Annotated in this window: 14 protein-coding genes and 1 riboswitch; of the genes, 4 read left to right on the top strand and 10 right to left on the bottom strand. The window is 48.1% G+C overall.

Translation table 11 applies throughout. The features are described from left to right. Positions 1 to 56: 56 nt before the first annotated feature. From mmuM to J7E78_RS27480, 7 genes are all read right to left on the bottom strand, one after another. Positions 57 to 1124, bottom strand: a complete 1068-nt coding sequence (gene mmuM, locus J7E78_RS27510; protein WP_215079862.1) for a homocysteine S-methyltransferase — start codon at positions 1122 to 1124, stop codon at positions 57 to 59. Continuing rightward, positions 1102 to 2514, bottom strand: coding sequence for an S-methylmethionine permease (mmuP, locus tag J7E78_RS27505; RefSeq protein WP_215079860.1), 1413 nt, complete (start codon positions 2512 to 2514; stop codon positions 1102 to 1104). Before mmuP ends, mmuM begins: the two co-directional genes overlap by 23 nt. 92 nt (positions 2515 to 2606) lie before the next feature. Beyond that, positions 2607 to 2708: riboswitch (SAM riboswitch) on the bottom strand. A gap of 70 nt (positions 2709 to 2778) precedes the next feature. Next, a complete protein-coding gene (locus J7E78_RS27500; protein WP_215079858.1) occupies positions 2779 to 3981 on the bottom strand; it encodes a Ger(x)C family spore germination protein in 1203 nt (400 codons plus the stop codon). Beyond that, the gene (locus tag J7E78_RS27495; RefSeq protein ID WP_215079855.1) at positions 3978 to 5078 is read right to left on the bottom strand and encodes a GerAB/ArcD/ProY family transporter; all 1101 of its coding nucleotides are present in this window, start codon (positions 5076 to 5078) and stop codon (positions 3978 to 3980) included. Before J7E78_RS27495 ends, J7E78_RS27500 begins: the two co-directional genes overlap by 4 nt. Positions 5079 to 5098: 20 nt before the next feature. Next, positions 5099 to 6814 (bottom strand): spore germination protein, encoded by a 1716-nt coding sequence (locus J7E78_RS27490; RefSeq protein ID WP_215079853.1) that lies wholly within the window; start codon positions 6812 to 6814, stop codon positions 5099 to 5101. A gap of 148 nt (positions 6815 to 6962) precedes the next feature. Beyond that, a complete protein-coding gene (locus tag J7E78_RS27485) occupies positions 6963 to 7883 on the bottom strand; it encodes a methyl-accepting chemotaxis protein (RefSeq protein ID WP_311518142.1) in 921 nt (306 codons plus the stop codon). 422 nt (positions 7884 to 8305) lie between these two features. Next, entirely contained in the window at positions 8306 to 8749 is a 444-nt protein-coding gene (locus tag J7E78_RS27480; RefSeq protein WP_215079851.1) for a VOC family protein, read from the bottom strand. An 87-nt stretch (positions 8750 to 8836) separates the two neighbouring features. Between J7E78_RS27480 and J7E78_RS27475 the strand changes: the two genes are divergently transcribed. After that, positions 8837 to 9823 carry a helix-turn-helix transcriptional regulator gene (locus tag J7E78_RS27475; RefSeq protein WP_215079849.1) on the top strand — a complete coding sequence of 329 codons (987 nt, stop codon included), beginning with the start codon at positions 8837 to 8839 and terminating at the stop codon, positions 9821 to 9823. Between the two features lie 38 nt (positions 9824 to 9861). On the opposite strand, the gene J7E78_RS27470 is transcribed toward J7E78_RS27475, so the two are convergent. Further along, positions 9862 to 11043 (bottom strand): MFS transporter, encoded by a 1182-nt coding sequence (locus J7E78_RS27470; protein WP_215079847.1) that lies wholly within the window; start codon positions 11041 to 11043, stop codon positions 9862 to 9864. Positions 11044 to 11212: 169 nt separating this feature from the next. Between J7E78_RS27470 and J7E78_RS27465 the strand changes: the two genes are divergently transcribed. Continuing rightward, positions 11213 to 12094 carry a LysR family transcriptional regulator gene (locus tag J7E78_RS27465; protein ID WP_215079845.1) on the top strand — a complete coding sequence of 294 codons (882 nt, stop codon included), beginning with the start codon at positions 11213 to 11215 and terminating at the stop codon, positions 12092 to 12094. 21 nt (positions 12095 to 12115) lie between these two features. Beyond that, the gene (locus tag J7E78_RS27460) at positions 12116 to 12790 is read left to right on the top strand and encodes a VOC family protein (protein ID WP_215079843.1); all 675 of its coding nucleotides are present in this window, start codon (positions 12116 to 12118) and stop codon (positions 12788 to 12790) included. 43 nt (positions 12791 to 12833) lie between these two features. On the opposite strand, the gene J7E78_RS27455 is transcribed toward J7E78_RS27460, so the two are convergent. Further along, the gene (locus J7E78_RS27455; protein WP_215079841.1) at positions 12834 to 13199 is read right to left on the bottom strand and encodes a MerR family transcriptional regulator; all 366 of its coding nucleotides are present in this window, start codon (positions 13197 to 13199) and stop codon (positions 12834 to 12836) included. A 129-nt stretch (positions 13200 to 13328) separates the two neighbouring features. On the opposite strand from J7E78_RS27455, the gene J7E78_RS27450 reads away from it, so the two are divergent. Next, positions 13329 to 13979, top strand: a complete 651-nt coding sequence (locus tag J7E78_RS27450) for a nitroreductase family protein (protein ID WP_215079839.1) — start codon at positions 13329 to 13331, stop codon at positions 13977 to 13979. Between the two features lie 433 nt (positions 13980 to 14412). Here the strand turns inward: J7E78_RS27450 and J7E78_RS27445 are convergent. Further along, positions 14413 to 20566 (bottom strand): non-ribosomal peptide synthetase (locus J7E78_RS27445; protein WP_215079837.1); only part of this gene is annotated, 6154 nt, incomplete at its 5' end.

Here is a 20566-nt window from a genome sequence, read left to right as displayed (position 1 = left end):
AACAAGCCCTTCCATACCTCTATAGGATGTGGAGGGGCTTGTTATCATCATATGAACTATCTCCGCCACTTCTTCGCAAATTCACCAATCTGATGTGGCGTAGTGCGGCAACAACCACCAATAATTTGTGCACCCGCAGCAACCCAGGCTTCCGATGCGTCCCTCATGCTACCACAGGTCCCCTGTCCGCTCCACGTCTTCGTCACAGCATCATATGTCTCACCTGAGTTTGGATAGACAATAACAGGTTTGTCGCTGGCACGGCGCAAAATACTCACGGCTTCCGCCACCACTTCCATCGGAGCACAATTCAAGCCAATTGCTGTAATCTGGGGCTCGGAGCCAAATGTCTGTGCACATACCTCAATCGGCGTACCTTCGCTGATTGCTGTTCCATCTTTTAAGGAGAAAGATAACCAGGCATATGCATGTGGAAACTCCTTCAGTAAATTAACGAGCACCTGTGCTTCCTGCAAGGAAGGAATCGTCTCAAACGCCAGAATATCAGCACCCGCTTCAAGCAACGCTGCCATACGTGGACGGTGAAATGCGGCAAGCGTCTCATCCGACACGCCGTAATGTCCCACATACTCTGAACCATCTGCCAGATAGGCGCCGTACGGACCAACGGACCCGGCAATAATTGGACGTGGACGAAGACAGTCTCCTTCGCCATCCCCTGTACGTTCTGTTATATGCTCCTCATTCTCCACCGTCTGGGCACGTACCGAAGGAGCTTCTACAAGCTGACTCGTCGAGCTTTCTCTCCCTACTAAACTACTCTGCAATTCCGCCCATACGTCATCTCTCGCCTTTGCAGCCAGCTCCACCGTCTTGCGAATCAGGTCCAACGCTTCCTGCTCTCCGATCCCTCTCTTGCGGAAGCCATCCACCGTCGCCTGATAACTGGATGTAATCGCACAGTCGGCTCCTGCTCGAAAATAATCCGCATGGACCTGAACAATAACATCCGGATTCTCAAGCAACACACGAGCAGACCATAGTGGATCATCGAGATCACATCCATGCTGTTCGAGCTCCGTTGCCAACGCTCCATCCAGAATCATGACCGGATGTTTACGAAGGATCTGTTCTATCGGGTTAGTCTGTTGTGCTTGCGTCATGTACTTGTCCTCTTTTCTTATTCACACGTTCTGTCAGATAATAAGCTGCGTAACATACTGCGATAAATGGAACCCCACAATACAGCGCAATTCGCTGTGTCGGGTCGAAGGCAATACCTATGCATGAAGCCAGGCATAATATAAATGAAACAATCGGTACCACCGGATACAGTGGTGTGCGGTAGACCAGATCTTTGACCGCATGTCCTTCCCGGGTATACTGTCTGCGGAACATGTATTGGGAGGCACTGATGCTCATCCATACCGCAACAACAGCCAGACCTGAAATGGAAACCAGCGTAATATACACCGTACCTGGCGCAATGATACTGGACAGCAATGCCAACGCACCACCCACCATACTAATCAGTAGTGCATTCAATGGCACCCCTTGTTTGGTCAATTTGGCAAACCACGGAGAGATCGTTTTTTTGTCAGCCAGAGACCAGAGCATCCGTGAAGATGCATACAGGCCCGAATTGGCAGCAGAGAGAATTGCCGTTAGAATAACAAAGTTCATAATGTCTGCTGCATAGGGTACACCCACCCGCTCCATTACCGCTACAAACGGACTTTCCAGTACACTGGCATCCGACATGGGCAGCAAGGCCGACAAGATAATAATCGTTCCTATGAAGAAAATAACCAGGCGCCACAGTGTCGTATGAATAGCCTTCGGTATCGTCTTTTCCGGGTTCTCCGTCTCACCGGCGGCAATGCCGATTAACTCGGTGCCTGAGAAGGCAAAGTTTACAGCAAGCATGGTCATCAAGATCGCTGTAGCCCCATGAGGGAACCACCCGGATGCAGTAATATTTGATAGAAATGGAGCCGGTTCGGAATCCGCCATCGGGATGATGCCAAACATGGCTGCACCACCGATTATAATGAAGATTACGATGGTCACTACTTTGACAGATGAGAACCAGAACTCAGATTCCGCAAATAATTTCACCGTTAAAGCGTTAAACAGAAAGATCATCAGTGCAAAAATCGCGCTCCATATCCATACGTTCACCGATGGGAACCAGCGCTGCATCAGCAATCCGGCGGCTGTGAATTCAGAGCCAAGCGCAACAGTCCAGGTTAACCAGTATAACCAAGCCACCGTGTAGCCTGTTGCCGGGCCGATATATTTGGCTGCATAACTATGAAATGCTCCCGTCTCTGGCATATGAACAGACAGTTCACCAAGACAGAGCATCACCAGATATACAACGATGGCTCCGATCAGATAGGACAGAATGGTTCCCAGTGGTCCCGCCTGTTGAATCGTGTAACCTGAGCTGAGGAATAATCCCGTTCCAATGACTCCTCCGAGAGAGAGCATGACCACATGCCGTGCCTGCATTTTCCGCTGAAAATGCCCTTTGTCGTTGTTGTTCTCCATACCTGCTGCTCCCCTACTTCTTCATCCAGAAAAAACAAAAAAGACCCACTCTGCCTAAAGAGTGCGCCGTTACTGACAAATAAAAACAAACGCTCCTATCTATCAGGCTTTCACCCGCTGGAATTAGCACAGTATCCTTCAGATCTGTTGCTGAGGTTTCTAAGGGCCAGTCCCTCCACCTCTCTGGATAAGAATATGATTTTTTACTAATATAGCGATCTATCATGAATGTGTCAACATTTAAATCACAAATGGCACATCTCGCTATTCGGTGGAAGACCCCGGATTGGTGATGGTGATCTTTACATCGTACGTGATCGGCACGGTCCTAAAAATCTTGTCCCAATCATCTTTAACTTTCTTCCATGTTTTTGGATGTTTGATCCGCAAGCTATCCCGAAAATCTGCAACATCAACCTTGTAGGTATGCTGAAGTTTGTATAATACCTGGCGAATCTGTTGTTCGGCCATTTCAGAGAAATCTTTCTCAAGTTCCTTAATATAAGAGTCCTTTTCCTCTTCTTCGGGAGCCCGCCAATCCTCCATTAGCCAACCTTCGGATTCGCACTTCACATGGAATGATATATCATTGCCAACCACCTTGGGAGTGACTTTTGTTTTTTTCTTCTTTGTTTCGAATAGAACGGTGAATCCCTCCTTGTTATATGTCTTCAAGACCCCTCCTCGTTCTTTGGGCATGATCCATGATAGCCCTTCCAGCTCCGTTTGGTTCAGTTCCCCGAGAAACTTTTTCGTCTTGCCATCAAAGATGCTGACACCAGAGAACTTGTCCTCTCCCTTCGAATTCAGTACATTCTGAAGCATGAAGCTCGAACCGGACTGCATTTTGGCATTTAATTTGGAGAGCAGGACTGGGTCCAGAATCTTATTGGACATGTAGGAATTATTCGTTATGCCTGTGAGGTAAAATGCAGGAATTCGGGAAGGGTCCTGTGAAGTCAGCACATCGACCGCACGTTGATGGCTGATCAACACCAGACAGTTCGGACGAATATCGTTATCCCGCAATACAAAATCAAGAAGCTGGTCCAGCCCGTATTTTTGGGCAATATCCTTGGAGATGACAATGACCTTCAGATGATGCCCGATAAGCGGACGATCTCTTCTCAGCGCGAATTGACGAAAGATTTGCAGCAATGAATCCCCCGTGAGCTGTTCATTGGAATAGGATTTTTTGCCAGAAGCGGGCGAACCGGATTGCTGGCTCTTTTGGCTGCTGGAACTGCCTGGAGCGATTTGCACCGTAGCTGTCAAGTTATTTTGCTTTGCATACCCCCCTCCCTGAGCTGCAATGTTCTTCTCAAATTCCGTTTCTTTAGCGATATCAATACCCAGACCAACATACACACTAAGATCTTCGATCTGTCTACTGCTCCAGCATCCAGATAACATCAAAAGAGCACTCAAGGCCATCAATACACGTAAAAACATACGAAATTGAATCATGCATGCTTGCCTCCTTTTTTACGAATCAGACTTAGCAGTAGTAAAAGCAGTGGTAAAATAGCAAATAAAAACACGGATGCATTGCCCAGCATATCACCTAGTGCAAAGGTCTCATTCACCGTTTTGGGCATCATTGCAGTCACATAAATGACTGGAAGCAGGCAATACATAATGACCTGCACCTTCTTCATACGAAACAAATCACGTATTCCCACCGAAGCGCAGTAATGTGTAATCGCCATCGTCGAAAAAATTTGCATAATCCAGATGACCAGCAGCAAGGATTCAAATCGCTCGAATATTAAACCTTGTACCTCAAAGCTTCTTACCAAATCCAGCGTTGGCCACGTTCTGGTCTTAACCCCGTCAAGAGACAAGCTGCCCACCACCATAATTGCTGTAATCAGGTAAATCATTGTCGAGATCATTAAGCCCCATGTCATAGCCTTATTGCTTTTCTTCGGATCTTGCATATATGCGGTCATGACCAGCATCACCTCGTAACCTGTATACGACAGTAATGAGGGCTTCAATCCTTTAATAACCGGTAGGAATCCCTCTCCAAGTACCGGCCTCAGATTACCAATCTCGAATAGCTGATTACTGAGCAAAATTTCAATGACAAATATAATCAGCGTAATCGGCAAAATGATCTCAAATACACGTACAAGGACGGCCAGCCCACCGGAGATCAAATATATCCCAATCCACATGAACACCATGACAATGGCCCACGTTGGTGTACGTTCAAGCAGATACATCCCCGTTACATCTGCCATGACTCTGATTTCGAATGCGGCAATGACCATAAAATACATAATCATGGCACAGCCCAGTATGTAAGCAATCCAGCGCCCGGTAATCTCACGGGTGAACTGGAACACGGTTTTCTCGGGAAATCTGCGACAGAGGGTGACCATAATAAGGCCGACACCCGTAATAATCAATCCGGAAAGAAGAATGGAAATCCAGACATCTGGTGTGCCAACAGCCTTACCGGTCGTCCTAGGGAGCGTCAAGATCCCTGCCCCAAGCATGTAATTGACAATAATCACTACGGCCTGTCTACCGCTAATCTTTCCCTCTGAGTTGTTCACTTCTCGTCACCTCCATCCCTTTATGAATTTGTTCGGTCCTTATCCGTCGGATGAGTCATCTCCGGACGTTTTCTCATCATATTTAGCGGGGCGCGGATTACAAAATCCTTCCACTCTCCAAATCGATAAGGCACGGCTGGTTCAACATAAGGCACGCCAAAGCTCGTTAGTCGCGCCAGATGCGTACAGATGAGGAGAAAAAACATAACTACACCAAACAATCCGAGCACGGCTGCACTAAACATGGCGGCAAATCGCAGAATTCGCAGGGTTATGCCAGCACTATAGACAGGGATCGTAAAGGAGGATATGGCGGTAACCGCAACGACAATAACCAGGAATTGACTTATAATCCCGGCCTGTACTGCTGCCTGGCCAATAATCAAACCTCCAACGATCCCCATCGCAGGCGCAATCGGCTTAGGCAGTCGTATGCCTGCCTCTCTGAGAATTTCAATCGAGAGCTCCATGATCAACACTTCAATGATCGACGGAAAAGGTACGCCTGTCCTTGTTTCAATAATGGTCAGTACCAGCTTGGTCGGAATCAAACCGGGATGAAACGAGATAAACGAGATATAGAGCGCAGGAGCAAGCAATGCCAGCATGGCCGACATAAAACGTAACATTCGCATGAAGGTTCCGGGAATCCATCGTTCATAGTAATCCTCGGGAGATTGCAGCAGCATGCTGAAGGTCACTGGTACAATCAACACAAATGGTGTACCGTCTAATATAATTGCCACCCGGCCTTCTAATAATGCACCTATCACCCGGTCAGGCCTTTCCGTATTTAGTATCTGTTGAAAGGGACTCAGGGTATTATCTTCAATCAGCTGTTCGACATAGCCTGATTCCAGCATGGAGTCCATGTCAATCTTTTTGATTCGTTTGCGAACCTCATCCACAAGCGCAGGATTAGCAATGTCCACAATATAGGCTATTGCCAACTCTTTTTTGATTCGTTTCCCCACTTCATATTTCTGAATAAACAGGCTCTGCTCGCTTCCATAACGACGCAAAATGGCTGTATTATCGCTTAACTCCTCTGTAAAACCAATACGAGGGCCACGAAGCAATCCTTCGGACAAAGGTTCATTCACGCCTCGTGCTTTGACTTTATGAGCTCCAATTAATAGAGCCCCCGGCAATCCATCGACGAATAGTGCATTCTTGCCAAAAAGCACACCAACTGAGACCTTTTGAAGGGACTGGGTCTCTTCAACCAGACTGACAGGTAATAATTGATCTTGCAGGTAGGCCGACAGTAAATGTGCATTATCCGGATGGAGGAATCCCTCCCGCTTAAGCTCTGGAACACCCTCCAACATTAACGGTGTAATCAGGTGATCATCGATTAATTCTTGATCTACCAGGCCTTCGGTATATATAACGGCTGCCCGTGTATTCGTACCCCTAATCGTAAATTCCCGAATATGCACGTCAGCATTTTGACCAAAGCTTTCTCTTACGCTAGTTAGATCCGTATTGTACTTCCCTGTTATCTTAATATTCGCATAATGGCCCGTTTCCGTTCCCTCGCCCTGCCCTGCGGCGGCTGGCGAGATATCCTTTGAGGATATGGACGATTGCTTCGAACGAGAGAAGCTTCCACGCTTAATGGCAGCATTGATCCAGCGCATGCTCAAAGTAATACCAATCGGAATGATGAAGACCAATAATGCCTGAATCCATATGGACCCTCCCGGCACGTAGGATACAATTGTTGACCACATGTTCCCACCCCAACATTTCTCTGCATGACAAAGCTGCAGGTATTCCCAAGTATTGTGTCCCCGTTTGATCACAATAATTCCCGTTTTTTGTGTACTGAACGACAAAAAAAACGGTTCCTGTGTAAGGAACCGCTATTACTATATATTCTTATACGATTCTGGTTACATGCTCCGCCTTTGCATCAAGCAAGTGAGCCGATGCAGCAATTGCCATAAAATCAGTCAATGCGATCTCAATCTGCTTCTGGCTCCGCTCAACGTATTCCTCTACTTTTTTTGTGCCGCCTGTGATATTACCAATCTCCTTCGTTATTCCGGTAACGCTATCACGAATCTCATTAATCGAACTCTCCACCATTGCGGATAGTTTCTTAACTTCCTTGGCCACGATATCGAATCCTCGTCCAAATTCTCCTGCATGTGCAGCCTCAATGGCAGCATTCAACGCGAGCAGTTGCGTCTGAGACGAAATCTCGCGTATCGTTCGTACCACGCCCTGAATCGATCCGGCCTGTTCCTGCAAATGAGTCAACGTTGCACGGTTAGAAGTCGACACCTCAGAGATATAGGAGATACTTGACATCAATTCCTGACTGCGTTCAATGCCTACATCTGCCTGACCATTCAGTTCATGAGACATCGTTTTCAGTTCATTCACTACGACCGAAATGTTGTTCTGACGGTTGGTAATGTTGGTGGCGATTTTGGAGACACCCAGTATCTTCTGATTCGTCTCATCGTACACCGGCATATATGTCGCCTCAAGCCATACCGAATTCCCCTTTGCATCCTTGCGTTCAACCTTGTCCTGGAAGCTGACACCATCAAATATGCTATTCCAAAAAGCATCATAGTCCGGGGTATTCGCAAAATGACCGAAGCATAGTTGCTGATGCTTCATGCCGTACATCTCATCTACCGTATATCCCATCGTCTGGGCAAAGACTTCGTTCACGTAGGTTACCCGGCGATCCAGATCGAATCGAATGATAGCAAGACTTTTCTCCATCGCCTTGATGACCATTGCATCGGTGACAACATCTTTCTTTTCCATATCTAATATAGACACTTGATAACCCCCACAGTTCATTCCATAATAGACAACCTTTAACTAGCAAAAACGATCATAACAACATATGTATCCATTAGGTTCTAGATGACACTACTATTGATACCCGATTTGCAGCATTTTGGATCACCTGTTGTCAATTATTTTTTTAAAAAAAATCTGCTCCACCTCATCCGCTGGCAATGGCTTATCCCATCCGTAAAATGTCTCTGTATCTACTTTCACGTATCGTAACACAAAGCAAAGAAGCAAACACTTCTGTATTTCTAACATTTTTTCTGTTTTTATAGTAACCGTTTAACCCCGATATACAAGAAAAACAGGACGATTCGTCGTGCATCGTCCTGTTTCTTATCCAGTCTCATTTTATAAGTTAGTTATATTCTTACATCCCGAGTGAATATCTTGGGTATAATATCAATTCAAAAATCGTGCACCGTCACACACAGCTGAATCGCAATGCCAAATGGGTCCCGTACAATACCGTATCCTGGGCTGAATTCATTTTGTTCATACGGTACCAGTACCTTCACACCCTCATGTTGCATCAGAGAATGATACAGTTGATCGATGGGATCTTTATCCTTGGATTGAATACATAGTGACGTGCTGTTCCCCAGCTGCCATGCTCTCTCCGTGTCCATTGCTTCTTCCGCAATCATGACTTTGTTAACCCCAATCTCCAGCACCGAATGTGTAATATACTCATCTTGACCGGCGGGGTACTCGAAGTGCGGGTTCATCTCCTTCATCTCTTTATAACTTTTCTTGAATATCACCTTGGCGCCCAGAAACTCCTCATAAAAAGCAATGGCTGCCGCCGCTTCCCCGTTCAATGACAAAAAGGGTATCACTTCAAAATTCATTATATTGCCTCCTTGTTCCTGTTGGATTACACTTATCACTATAACAACGAAAGGTGCCAATCCATGGCACCATTAAGAGGGTTTGATATGAAAAAATCAGAACGTATGAACCAGATGCTGCGCTTCATTAACCAAAAACAACAGTTCACCCTGCAAGATCTCATGCAGGAGTTCCAGATCTCCAAACGAACCGCGTTAAGAGATATCGCTTCATTGGAAGAGTTAGGAGCGCCCATCTATGTCGAATACGGACGCTACGGCGGATATCGACTGCTGCAGCAGATGCAGCTGCCTCCCATTTCGTTTAATACAGGCGAGCTTCATGCCCTTTATTTTGCGATGCAGGCCCTCCGCAGCTTCTCCAGCTTACCCTTTCAAGTCTCTTTCCGTACCATTCATGAGAAATTTATGAGCGCGTTATCCGACAAGCAACGACAGGATATTGAGAACATTCAACACCGGGTTTCCTTCCGACATACGGAGCAGATCCGCGATAGTGCACATTTGGAATTTCTGTTGATGGCTGCTGTGCAGAATATAGTGATTCAGATTACGTACGCTAATCAGCGTAGATCCTCTGATCAAAGGCCATCTTCTGCACACACCAATATCCGCACCATTCAACCCATCGCGCTCTATGCCAGGAAAGGATATTGGTATTGCCAAGCCTATGATCTGCATAAACAAGCGTATCGTGTATTCCGCTGCGACCGCATCATTTCAGCCGAAACAACGGAGATTGAACCTTTAACTCATGTAAATGAACGCTATTCACAGGATGCCCAATCTCTATGGAAACCATCGGAACAAGCAATTCCATTCAAATGTCTGATTGATGAAGCCGGGATGGAGCTATTCCAGCAAGAACATTTCCCATCTATGCAGATCATACACGTCAACGAATCAGGCATTGAACCGGGTCAAATGCTTCTTGCAGGTTCATATGAGACTCATGAACTTGATTTCATTGTTCGTTACCTCGCAGGATTCGGTAAATCCGTTAAAATCATGGAACCTGACACGTTAAAGGAATCATTAAGGCAGTACTATCTGGACTTGTTAGATCATGTATAAAGATCATATTTCTATATCCATTTTACTTTACATGCCTTTTAGCTCTGCTCCTGGCTAACTTTTAAACTTTTTTTATTGCCAATAGCCAATTGAACGATAATCTGCAACACGATGATGATAGCCAAACCATAAAATGCTTGCACAAAGCTGCCTGTTAGATCGCGGAGCCAACCAATCGCCAGCGGCCCAAGTGCTCCAAGAATGTAGCCACCAGATTGAGTCATAGCCGACCAGCTACTGGCTTCCTGAGCATTGTTTGTCTCATCAATTGGCAACATAAGTGCAATCGGAAACAGTCCACCTGCACCAATCCCGAGCGGAATCGCCGCGAGCCACGGACTGACAGAGAGATTCAGCATCAGGACACCTATTAACTCCAACATCGCACATCCAACAAGCCAGAAGACACGTCTTTGGTATCGGTGTACAAGCATGGGAATGAATAACGTTGAGGGCAGTGATATCAATGTAAATAACGTTTGGATGTTGCCAGCAGTCTCTTGGCTATATCCATGGCTCTGAATGGCTGGCGCAAGCCAGGCAGTTAATGAATAGAAGATCGCGGCCATCAATCCGAAGAACAGTGTCAGCACCCATGCACGCCTGTTCTTCACCGGAAGTGGTGCATGAATGACAGCCGAGGTTTGTCCGGATTGTCGCTCTGTACGCGCGGACCAAGCTAATTTTAACCAGATCGGCAATGCAATGGCTGCGAGTAATGCCCATGTAGCCAAAGAACCTCTCCAAGATCCACCCAGCGTATGCTGGAGCGGAACTGATAACCCCACACTAATGCTGGCCCCCATCACCATTGCTGTAGAGTAGATGCCGACCATGGCTGCCACTCGGTTAGGGAAATACTGCTTAATGAAGCTGGACAACATCGGCCCTGCCAATGCAATCCCTACACCTGACAGAAAAGAAGTGAACATCATCAACGGAGTTGCACCTACGAACAATCGTAACCCCGTACCTATCCCAATAAGGATTAAAGCCAGCACAATGGCTCCTTCGTTCCCCCACCTTCTACTTAGTCTTACAGAGAATGGAGCGAATATGCCCATACATAATACTGGTAATGTAGTTAACAGACTGGCAGTCATGCCGCTCAAACCCAGATCATTCTGTATGGTACTCATCAGCGGAGAAATGGAAGTAATCGGTGGTCTTAAGTTCAGTGAAGCCAGAATAAGCGCCAATACAATATAAAAAAGTTTCATTATGAATCACCTCATCGGAGTAGTCTCGTTGCCTTCACCAAGATCCTATTCTTTTAATGACAAGATCTTCGGGTGGTGCACGAATTAAGTATAGGATCATTATAATGATTGAACAATACTATTGTTTCTATTAAAATGATTACTAAAACCAATGATTAGAGGTGAATTCATGGAGATTCGTCAAATGGAAAACTTTATTACAGTGTGTGAGGAGCTTCATTTTACACGGGCAGCTGAGAAACTTGGCATATCTCAACCCACGTTGAGTCAACAGATACGTGGGTTGGAAGATGAGCTTGGTGTTCCTTTGTTTGACCGTGTCGGCAAAAAAATTGTGATGACCCAGGCAGGCACTCTGTTTCTGGAGCACTGTGTACAGATGATCCGGCATTTACAGAATACCCAGGATGCGCTAGCTGAATTCCGGAATGATCAGCGGGGACGATTGGTTATTGGTGTTCTTCCATCCGATTTGGATTACCGTATCACTCCGCTGCTCGTTGATTTTCATGCCCGGTTCCCCAAAGTGCAATTGAAGGTTATCTCTTCGATCTATGTCGTGAATCAAGTGTTGGAAAATGAAGTCGACATTGGTATCGAGATCACATCTGCTCCTGATAGGCGGCTTGTACGCATTCCTTTGTGCAGTGAAGAATATGTACTCGTCGTTTCCGAGAATCATGATTGGGCTGAACGAAGCACAATTGAAATTCAGGAGTTACGTAATATCCAAACGGTGATGTTCCCCGAAGGATTTACAGGCAGAGAATTGGTCGATGGCTATTGCCGTAAATATGGATTCACCCTAAATACCATCATGGAGACCAGTTCTGCAACCTCCATCATTAGCCTGGTCAAAGCCAACGTCGGAGGAACACTGCTGCCTTACCCTCTGATCCAAGCCATGAATGAGCCCACGCTACGTTGCATCCGAATTACAGACGATCCGCCATACCGGCACTTTGAGATCATCCATCGGTCCGACCGTTACCTGACACAATCGGCCAAGGCATTTATTGAGAAAACAATCGAGTATTTCAATCAAAGGTGAGATTTAAAGGAGGATTTTGAAATGAAAATAAGAGAAGTAGGTTTGTTGACACATCAGATCGAGGCAATAAAAGAGTTTTACGGTACACTACTGGAACTGGATCTTGTGGAGGATGGTACAACATTCGTTTCATTCCGTGCAGGGAACTCGTTCCTATCTTTCAAGAAGGCGCCAGAACAAGAGAATCCCTACTATCATGTAGCGTTTACGATTCCAACGAATAAACTTGCTGATGCAAAAACTTGGGTCCAAGACCGTAACATTCCATTGCTCTCCAGAGACGGACAGGATGAATTCTATTTCCCCTACTGGGATGCAACAGCCTTCTATTTCTATGATCCAAGCGGCAACTTGATGGAATTCATCGCTCACCATTCACTCAATAATGCAGTTGATGAAGCTTTTGAAGCGAAGCATCTGTTATGTATTAGTGAAATCGGCCTGCCTGTTGATGATGTTCCTGAGACGATGAACACATTGAATGGGCATTATCAACTTGAACCCTTTGCCGGAGACGGAAAACAATTCTCACCAACGGGTGATGCAGAAGGCATGTTTATTGTCATTGATAAACAGATGCCCTGGTTCCCAGACGGGCGTATGCCTGGTGTATTTGCTACAGAGGTGAAGGTGGAAACTGGGCAGCCCGGTAATCTGCGTATACAGGACGAAATGTACTCGATTGAATCGATATGATGTAAGAACGTACCGAATGAAAACCTCAAGAGGGACTTCCGGCTCAATACTTACCAAAACCATCCTCACACGTGATATCCGATTTAAGAATTTCGTACAGATTTTGTTTGGAATTCTCTAATTTATTTTGTGTTTCTTCAATTTCTGATATTTTCGCTTGGATAATGCTTGCTTGATCATTACTTGAAAACCCATGTTTAGAGATCATAGATTGGATCTCATGGATCGTAAAACCAACAGCTAAACATTGTTTGACCACTTCCAGATGCTGAATAATGCTCTGCGCATATATTCGATAGTTATTATGATCTCTCAGCATATGTTCATCCGGGATAATACCTATTTTCTCGTAGTAACGAATCGTGGATATCGGAAGGTTTGCATGGTTCGCTACTTCACTAATCTTCATATGGATTTCCCCCGTTTCTTCTTCTTGCTATAAAGTATACTTCATAGTTTACAATCCTCATAGTGAGACAGATGGAGATATAGTTTATACCCTACTCTCACCAATATAGATATGAGGAGAGATTTCAATATGAACACAATTACCGGTCAATTCAACAAAACAAATGATTTTGATAACATCGTCTTGGAGCGCCATTCCGTTAAAACCTACGACCCTGAAGTGAAAATAAGTCGCGAGGAGATGACCGAAATACTGGCGAAAGCTTCACGTGCCCCTTCGGCCATTAACATGCAACCTTGGCGTTTTCTTGTTATCGACAGTGCTGAAGGCAAAGAGAAACTTGCACCACTGGCCTCTTTTAACCAGACACAGGCACTAACGTCTTCCGCTGTCATTGCCGTGTTTTACGATGCCAACAACGTTGAATACATGGAAGAGATTTTCAGCAAATCAGTGGAACTTGGGTACATGCCCCAAGACATCATGGATATGCAGATGCAGCAGGTAAAACCTTATTATGCGAACATAAACGCATCCGAATTGCGTGACATGAACCTCATTGACTCAGGCCTCATATCCATGCAACTCATGCTCGTTGCCCGTGCCCATGGTTATGATACCAACCCTATGGCCGGTTATGACAAAGGTCAGATCGCCGAAGCGTTCGGCCTGGATAAAGAACGGTTCCAGCCCGTGATGTTGATCTCCATAGGTAAAGCAGCCAAAGATGGCTATCCTTCCTATCGTCTCCCGGTTGAAACGATTACAACTTGGGCATAATCAACAGCTACTCTCAAGACTAAAATGACTATGGATGATGCTATTCTTGAGTATTAGAGACAAAATGAAGTAATATCTCTTGTATTAAATAGTTAAGTGAATATAACAACTATAAGTAAATACTAAGTCGAAAAATAGATGAAAATCACTGTGCATCCCATAATACCAGAGTACTCATCCTATATCAGTTAAAGGCTTTCATTATAATAGCCTCATACTGATTTGGATATAGGAACATTAATTATACGTTCATAAACAAAGGGTCCTGATGACAACTGTCATCAGGACCCTTTGTTACATAACTTAAATACTTTTGTCAGGTGATAAAAAAGTCGTGAAACCACCACAAATTTTCATTACCACTTTCTCAATATACCGGATGTCGCATATAACGTGCTTAAATGATCCATCTTCACCCAAGCCGGGTAAAGGATTAGAAAATAATATCAATAGCCTCTAGCTCATCTTGCTCCTGTTTGGATTGGCCGTTCAGGGAAATATCCTTGAGCAGCACCGAAGGCTGTTCGCAAATTTGGCTGATGATCACGAGCAGGTCCTGAGCGAAATTGTCGATCAGATTGCGCGTAAACAACTTGGTTGCATATTCAAACTGCCCGTTCATTCCCTCATCCAAGAGCGAAATGACCAAGGTAAGGTCAAACTGGGAAACCGCATGCGTTTCTGGATAAGATTCGATCTGGATATCCCCAAAGCTTTGCACGTTATCTTCCTTTGTTTCCAGTGCAAACATGACATCGAATACTGGATTGCGGCTTTGATCTCGCGGCAGCTGCAGCTTTTTAACAAGCTCCTCGAACGGATAATCCTGGTGGTCGTAGGCCCCCAGCATCGTTTTTTTGACTTCGTTCAAGTAATTAAGGAACGTCTTCTCCCCGGATGGATAATGGCGAATCGCCAACGTATTGACAAACATTCCGATGAGCGGCTCCAGGTCGGCATGTGTGCGGCCCGAAACTGGCGTGCCTACAATGAAGTCTTCTTGTCCCGAGTACTTGCTGAGCAGGATTGAATAGGCCGCCGATAACACCATATATAGGGTAGCACCGTTCTCATCGGCAATGTGCTGCAAGCTGTCGGTCATCTGCTTGTCGATACTGAAAGGCAGCACATCTCCCTCAAAGCTGCGAGCAGCAGGTCTGACAAAGTCCGTAGGCAGCTCAAGCGTCGGCAGTTCACCTTCCAGCATGTCCAGCCAGTAGGCTTCCTGGCGTTTCAGCCGTTCTTTTACAGGTTCGGACTGCTGCCAAGCGGCGAATTCCTTGTATTGAATCCGAAGCGGTTCCAGCGTCTCACCGTTATACAGGCGCAGCAGCTCTTCGACGAAGATACCCATCGACATGCCATCCGTGACGATATGATGAATGTCCAGCATAAGCAGATGACGTTCCGCTTCCCATTCAACTAAGCCCACACGCAGCAGTGGCGGCCGCTCCAAATCAAAGACACGGACAAAGGCATCTGCAATACTTTTCGTTTCACTTTCCGTCGCTTGTGTATACTCGACGGCAAACTCCAAGTCCGAATAAATCCGTTGTACCGGTTCGCCGTCGACCATTTCGAAGCCAGTTCGTAAAACTTCGTGACGAGCGATTAATCCTTGGAGCGCCGCCTCGAATTGATTCCGCTCCAAGCGCCCGACGAGAACCGTCATGCCGGACATGTTGTAGCTAAGCTCGGCGCCTTCCATCTGCTGCTGGATGTACAGCCGTTTTTGCACAGAGGAAAGCGGATAATGCTCCCTTTTATCCAGAACCGGAATGGAGAGGAATTCCTGCTGCTCCAATTGGCTGATCACTTCGGCCATCGTCTCAATAGTCGAGTACCGGAATACATCGCGCAGCGGCAGGTCCACGCGCAGCTCCTTATGCACCTTGCTGACCAGCTTCGTCGCCCGCAGCGAGTGACCGCCGAGGTCGAAGAAGTTGTCCGTCACACCAATCGTAACTGACCCGAGCACGTCCTGCCAGATGGAGACCAGTTTCGCCTCCAGATTGGTGCGCGGCGCCACGTATTCGCGCCCTGCACTTGCTCCATCTTCCGGCGCCGGCAGCGCTTTCCGGTCGATTTTCCCGTTTGGCGTCAGAGGTAAATGCTCCAGTTCCACGAAGTACGACGGGATCATGTAACCCGGCAGCTCGCTGGAGATCGCTCGTTTCAGGTCGGCCGCCGTCAGTTCGCTTTCCGTTGTGTAGTACGCGCACAGCGCCTTTTGCCCGTTCGCATCACTTCGAACCAGCACCACCGCTTCGCGTATACCTGCCACCCGCAGCAGCTGCGACTCGATCTCACCCGTCTCGATCCGGTAGCCCCGGATTTTCGCTTGATTGTCGATCCGGCCGATGAAGTCCACGTTGCCGTCTTCCATCCACCGCGCCAAGTCTCCCGTGCGATACAACCGCTCACCCGCGGTGAAAGGACTGTCTACAAACTTCTCTTCCGTCAGCTCTGGACGGTTCAAGTACCCACGTGCTACACCAACGCCGCCGATAACCAGCTCGCCCAGCACACCGACGGGTACGGGATTCAGATGTGCATCCACGATGTAAAACTTCGCATTCAGCCACGCTTTGCCAATCGGCACATGGCCTGTCTGCGGCAGTTTCTCCAACTCCTCGTCATAGAAACTGGAGTCAATTGCCGCTTCCGTCACGCCGTAGGCGTTAATGATGCGGAACGACGGGCCGAACCGTTCCTGCAAGGTCCGGTAATCTGCCACACTGCAGCTATCCGAGCTTGTAATGAGCAGCTCCATACCGCTTAACTCCAGCCTCTGCTCATGCACGTATTCCATAAACGGTACGATTAGCGCTGGTGTTGATTCAAAGATTGTCACTTGCTCCCGCTCTATCCAATAGTGCAGACGAGACGGATCAATCCGATCGTCTTTCGGTACAATCACCATCGTGCCGCCGTTGTACAGCGTCCGCGCAATGTCGCCCACGAATACATCAAACGAGAAACTTGCGAGCTGCAGCAGTCGCACCGGGAACTGATCCAACCGATATTCCCGTCGGTAGCCCGCTGCCGTGTTCACCAGACTGCGGTGCTCAATCATCACACCCTTGGGCTTGCCTGTAGTTCCCGACGTGTAGATGACGTACGCCAGATCCTCCGGACGGGCTTCATGGAAGCTGTCCATACCGACAACATCAACATCAGTTGGATGACTCTCGCCACCACCGTTCACAGCCCCCGTTAGCTTGCCGGCAACTGGATCGGAAACCGTACCAGAGCCCATTGGCGCATTGCTTCGTTCCTCGCTGTATGACGTTTCGTCGTCGAGATACAGCACTGTCGCCAGTGCCAGTTCCTCTTCCCTGAGCCAGGCTTCGGCACGCTCTCGCAGCGGCGTTTGCGTCAGCAGTACCTTCGCTCCGCTGTCTTCCAGCATAAACCGCACGCGGTCCGCCGGATAATCCGGGTCGAGCGGTACATACGCCCCTCCTGCTTTCCAGACGGCCAACACAGCCACCAGCAGGTCCACCGAACGCTCAGCGAGAATGCCAACAATCTCCTCCCGGCCGATTCCACTTCCGCGCAGCGTTGCCGACAGGCGGTTCGCCCTCTCGTTCAACTCCGCATACGTCAGCCGATCGTTCTCGTAGACGACAGCTTCCTCTTCCGGCGTGTGTTCCACCTGTTCCTCGAACAGTCGATGGAACGCTGCCACAGGAGCCTCTTCCGGCTGCGCCGGGTTAAAAGCGCCGATAATTTCTTCTTTTTCTGCCGCCGTCAAAATATCCAACTCGGAAATCGTCGCTGACGGGTTGCGGAGAATGGATTCAAGCAACTGCAAGTAGTGGGCAGCCAACTTCTCCACCGTTTCCGTTTTATATAGAGCCGTGGCGTATTCAAACAGATATTCCAAACCGTCCTCAATCTCGGTGACGTCCAAGCTGAGATCGAATTTGGAAACAATTTCTTCGCTAGAATACGTCGACAAATGCAGTCCCGGAAGCTGAATTTCCACATTTTCTGTATTCTGCAAAGCAAACATCGTATCGAACATTGGATGACGGCGTAAATCACGAGCCACATTTACCTTATCCACCAGTTCCTCAAACGGATAATTCTGATGTTCAAAAGCACCAAGCGTTGTCTCCTTGATTTCCTTCAAGTAGTCAAGGAACGTCTTACCGGCAACCGGGTAACTGCGGATGGCCAATGTATTAACGAACATCCCGATCAGCGGTTGAACGTCGCTGTGATTTCTGCCTGCAATCGGCGTACCTACCACCACGTCTTCCTGACCTGAATATTTATGCAGAAGCACGTTATACGCCGCAAGCAGAACCATGTACAGCGTTGCGCCATTCTCAGCTGCAAGCCGTTTCAGACCTTCGCTTTTCTCAATATTCATAAACAATTGCAGCGTGCGGCCCTCATAGCTCTGCATAGCCGGGCGCGGATAGTCCGTCGGCATTTCCAGAACTGGAAGTTCTTCGCGGAATATGTCAATCCAGTAGGCCTCCTGCTTGGCAAGCTGAGCTTTCTGGTTGTCCGATTGCTGCCATACTGCATAATCTTTGTACTGAATGCGGAGTGGCTTGAGCGGCTCCCCGCTGTACAAGTGCACAAACTCTTCGATCAGTACGTCCATTGAAACGCCGTCCGATACGATATGATGTGTATCGAACATCAGAATGTGCCGGTCCGGCGCGAGTTCGGCAATGCCCACCCTCAGAAGTGGCGGCTTCGCCAGATCAAACGCACGAACGAATTGGCGCACCGTTTCTTCCGCCTGCTCCCCGCTGATCTGCACATATTCCACCTGGAAGGTGACTTCTTCGTAAATTCGCTGAACCGCTTCGCCTTCAACCATCTCAAAACCGGTACGCAGCGTTTCATGACGAGCTACAAGCCCGCGGAATGCTTCTTCAAACCGCTGCCGGTCGAGCTGCCCTTCGAGCAGCATAGCTCCCGGTATGTTGTAGCTCAGCTCGCCTCCTTCCAACTGGTTCAAGATATAGAGACGTTTCTGAGCGGAAGAGAGCGGATAATACTCGCTAACTTCCGCTGCCGGAATAGCCGTAAACGAGCCGACCTCTAGCCACTCCATAGCCACAGCCATTTCCTCAACTGTCGAGTAGCGGAATACGTCGCGGAGCGGGAATTGGGTGCCCAGCTCCTTATGCATTTTGCTGACAAGTGTTGTGGCCCGCAGGGAGTGTCCTCCGAGGTCGAAGAAGTTGTCGGTTACGCCTACCGCCTTCTCCCGAACAAGCACTTCCTGCCAAATGGCGGACAGCTTTGCCTCCAGTTCGGTGCGCGGCGCCACGTATTCGCGGCCTCTGCCTGCTCCCCCTTCCGGCGCTGGCAGCGCCTTCCGGTCAATTTTCCCATTTGGCGTTAGAGGCAATTGCTCCAGTTCGACGAAATACGACGGAATCATGTATCCCGGAAGCTCGCTGGAGATCGCCCGTTTCAAATCTGCCGCTGTCATGCCTTCTTCCACTGTATAATAAGCGCACAACGCTTTCTGCCCCTCTTGATCTTCCCTTACAACAACGACCGCTTCCTTCACGCCACCTACACTCAGCAGCTTCGCTTCTACTTCGCCCGTCTCGATCCGGTACCCCCGGATTTTCGCTTGGTTATCGATCCGGCCGATGAAGTCCACGTTCCCGTCCTCCATCCACCGCGCCAAATCTCCCGTGCGATACAGTCGCTCACCTACGACAAACGGACTATCTACAAACTTCTCTTCCGTCAGCTCTGGGCGGTTCAAGTACCCGCGCGCCACACCAACGCCGCCGATAACCAATTCGCCCAGCACGCCGACCGGCACCGGGTTCAGGTGCGCATCCACGATGTAAAACTTCGCATTCAGCCACGCTTTGCCAATCGGCACATGGCCTGTCTGCGGCAGTTTCTCCAACTCCTCATCATAGAAACTGGAGTCAATTGCCGCTTCCGTCACGCCGTAGGCGTTAATGATGCGGAACGACGGGCCGAAACGTTCCTGCAAGGTCCGGTAATCTGCCACGCTGCAACTGTCCGAGCTAGTGATGAGCAGCTCCATCCCGCTTATATCTAGCCCCTTCTCGTACACGTATTCCATAAACGGCACGATTAGCGCCGGCGTCGATTCAAAGATCGTCACTTGCTCCCGCTCTATCCAGTAGTGAAGACGAGACGGATCGATCCGATCGTCTTTCGGTACAATCACCATCGTGCCGCCGTTGTACAGCGTCCGCGCGATATCACCCACGAACACGTCAAACGAGAAACTTGCGAGCTGCAGCAGCCGCACCGAGAACTGATCCAACCGGTATTCCCGCTGGTAGCCCGCCGCCGTGTTCACCAGGCTGCGGTGCTCGATCATCACGCCTTTTGGCTTGCCCGTCGTTCCCGACGTATAGATCACGTACGCCAAGTCCTCCGGACGGGCTTCATGGAAGCTGTCCATGCCAACAACATTCGGATGGCTCTCATTGCGTTCGTTCACAGCACCCGTCAGTTTGCCAGAGTGTGTACCAGAAACCATGCTGGAGCCCATCGGCGCATTCGTCCGGTCTTCGCTGTACGACGTTTCATCGTCGAGGTACAGCACCGTCTCCAGTGCC

The organism is Paenibacillus polymyxa (assembly GCF_018614975.1).
GTDB classification, from domain to species: domain Bacteria; phylum Bacillota; class Bacilli; order Paenibacillales; family Paenibacillaceae; genus Paenibacillus; species Paenibacillus polymyxa_E.
The sequence above is the reverse complement of the archived record's forward strand: the minus strand, read 5'-3'. Positions and strand labels throughout refer to the sequence as shown.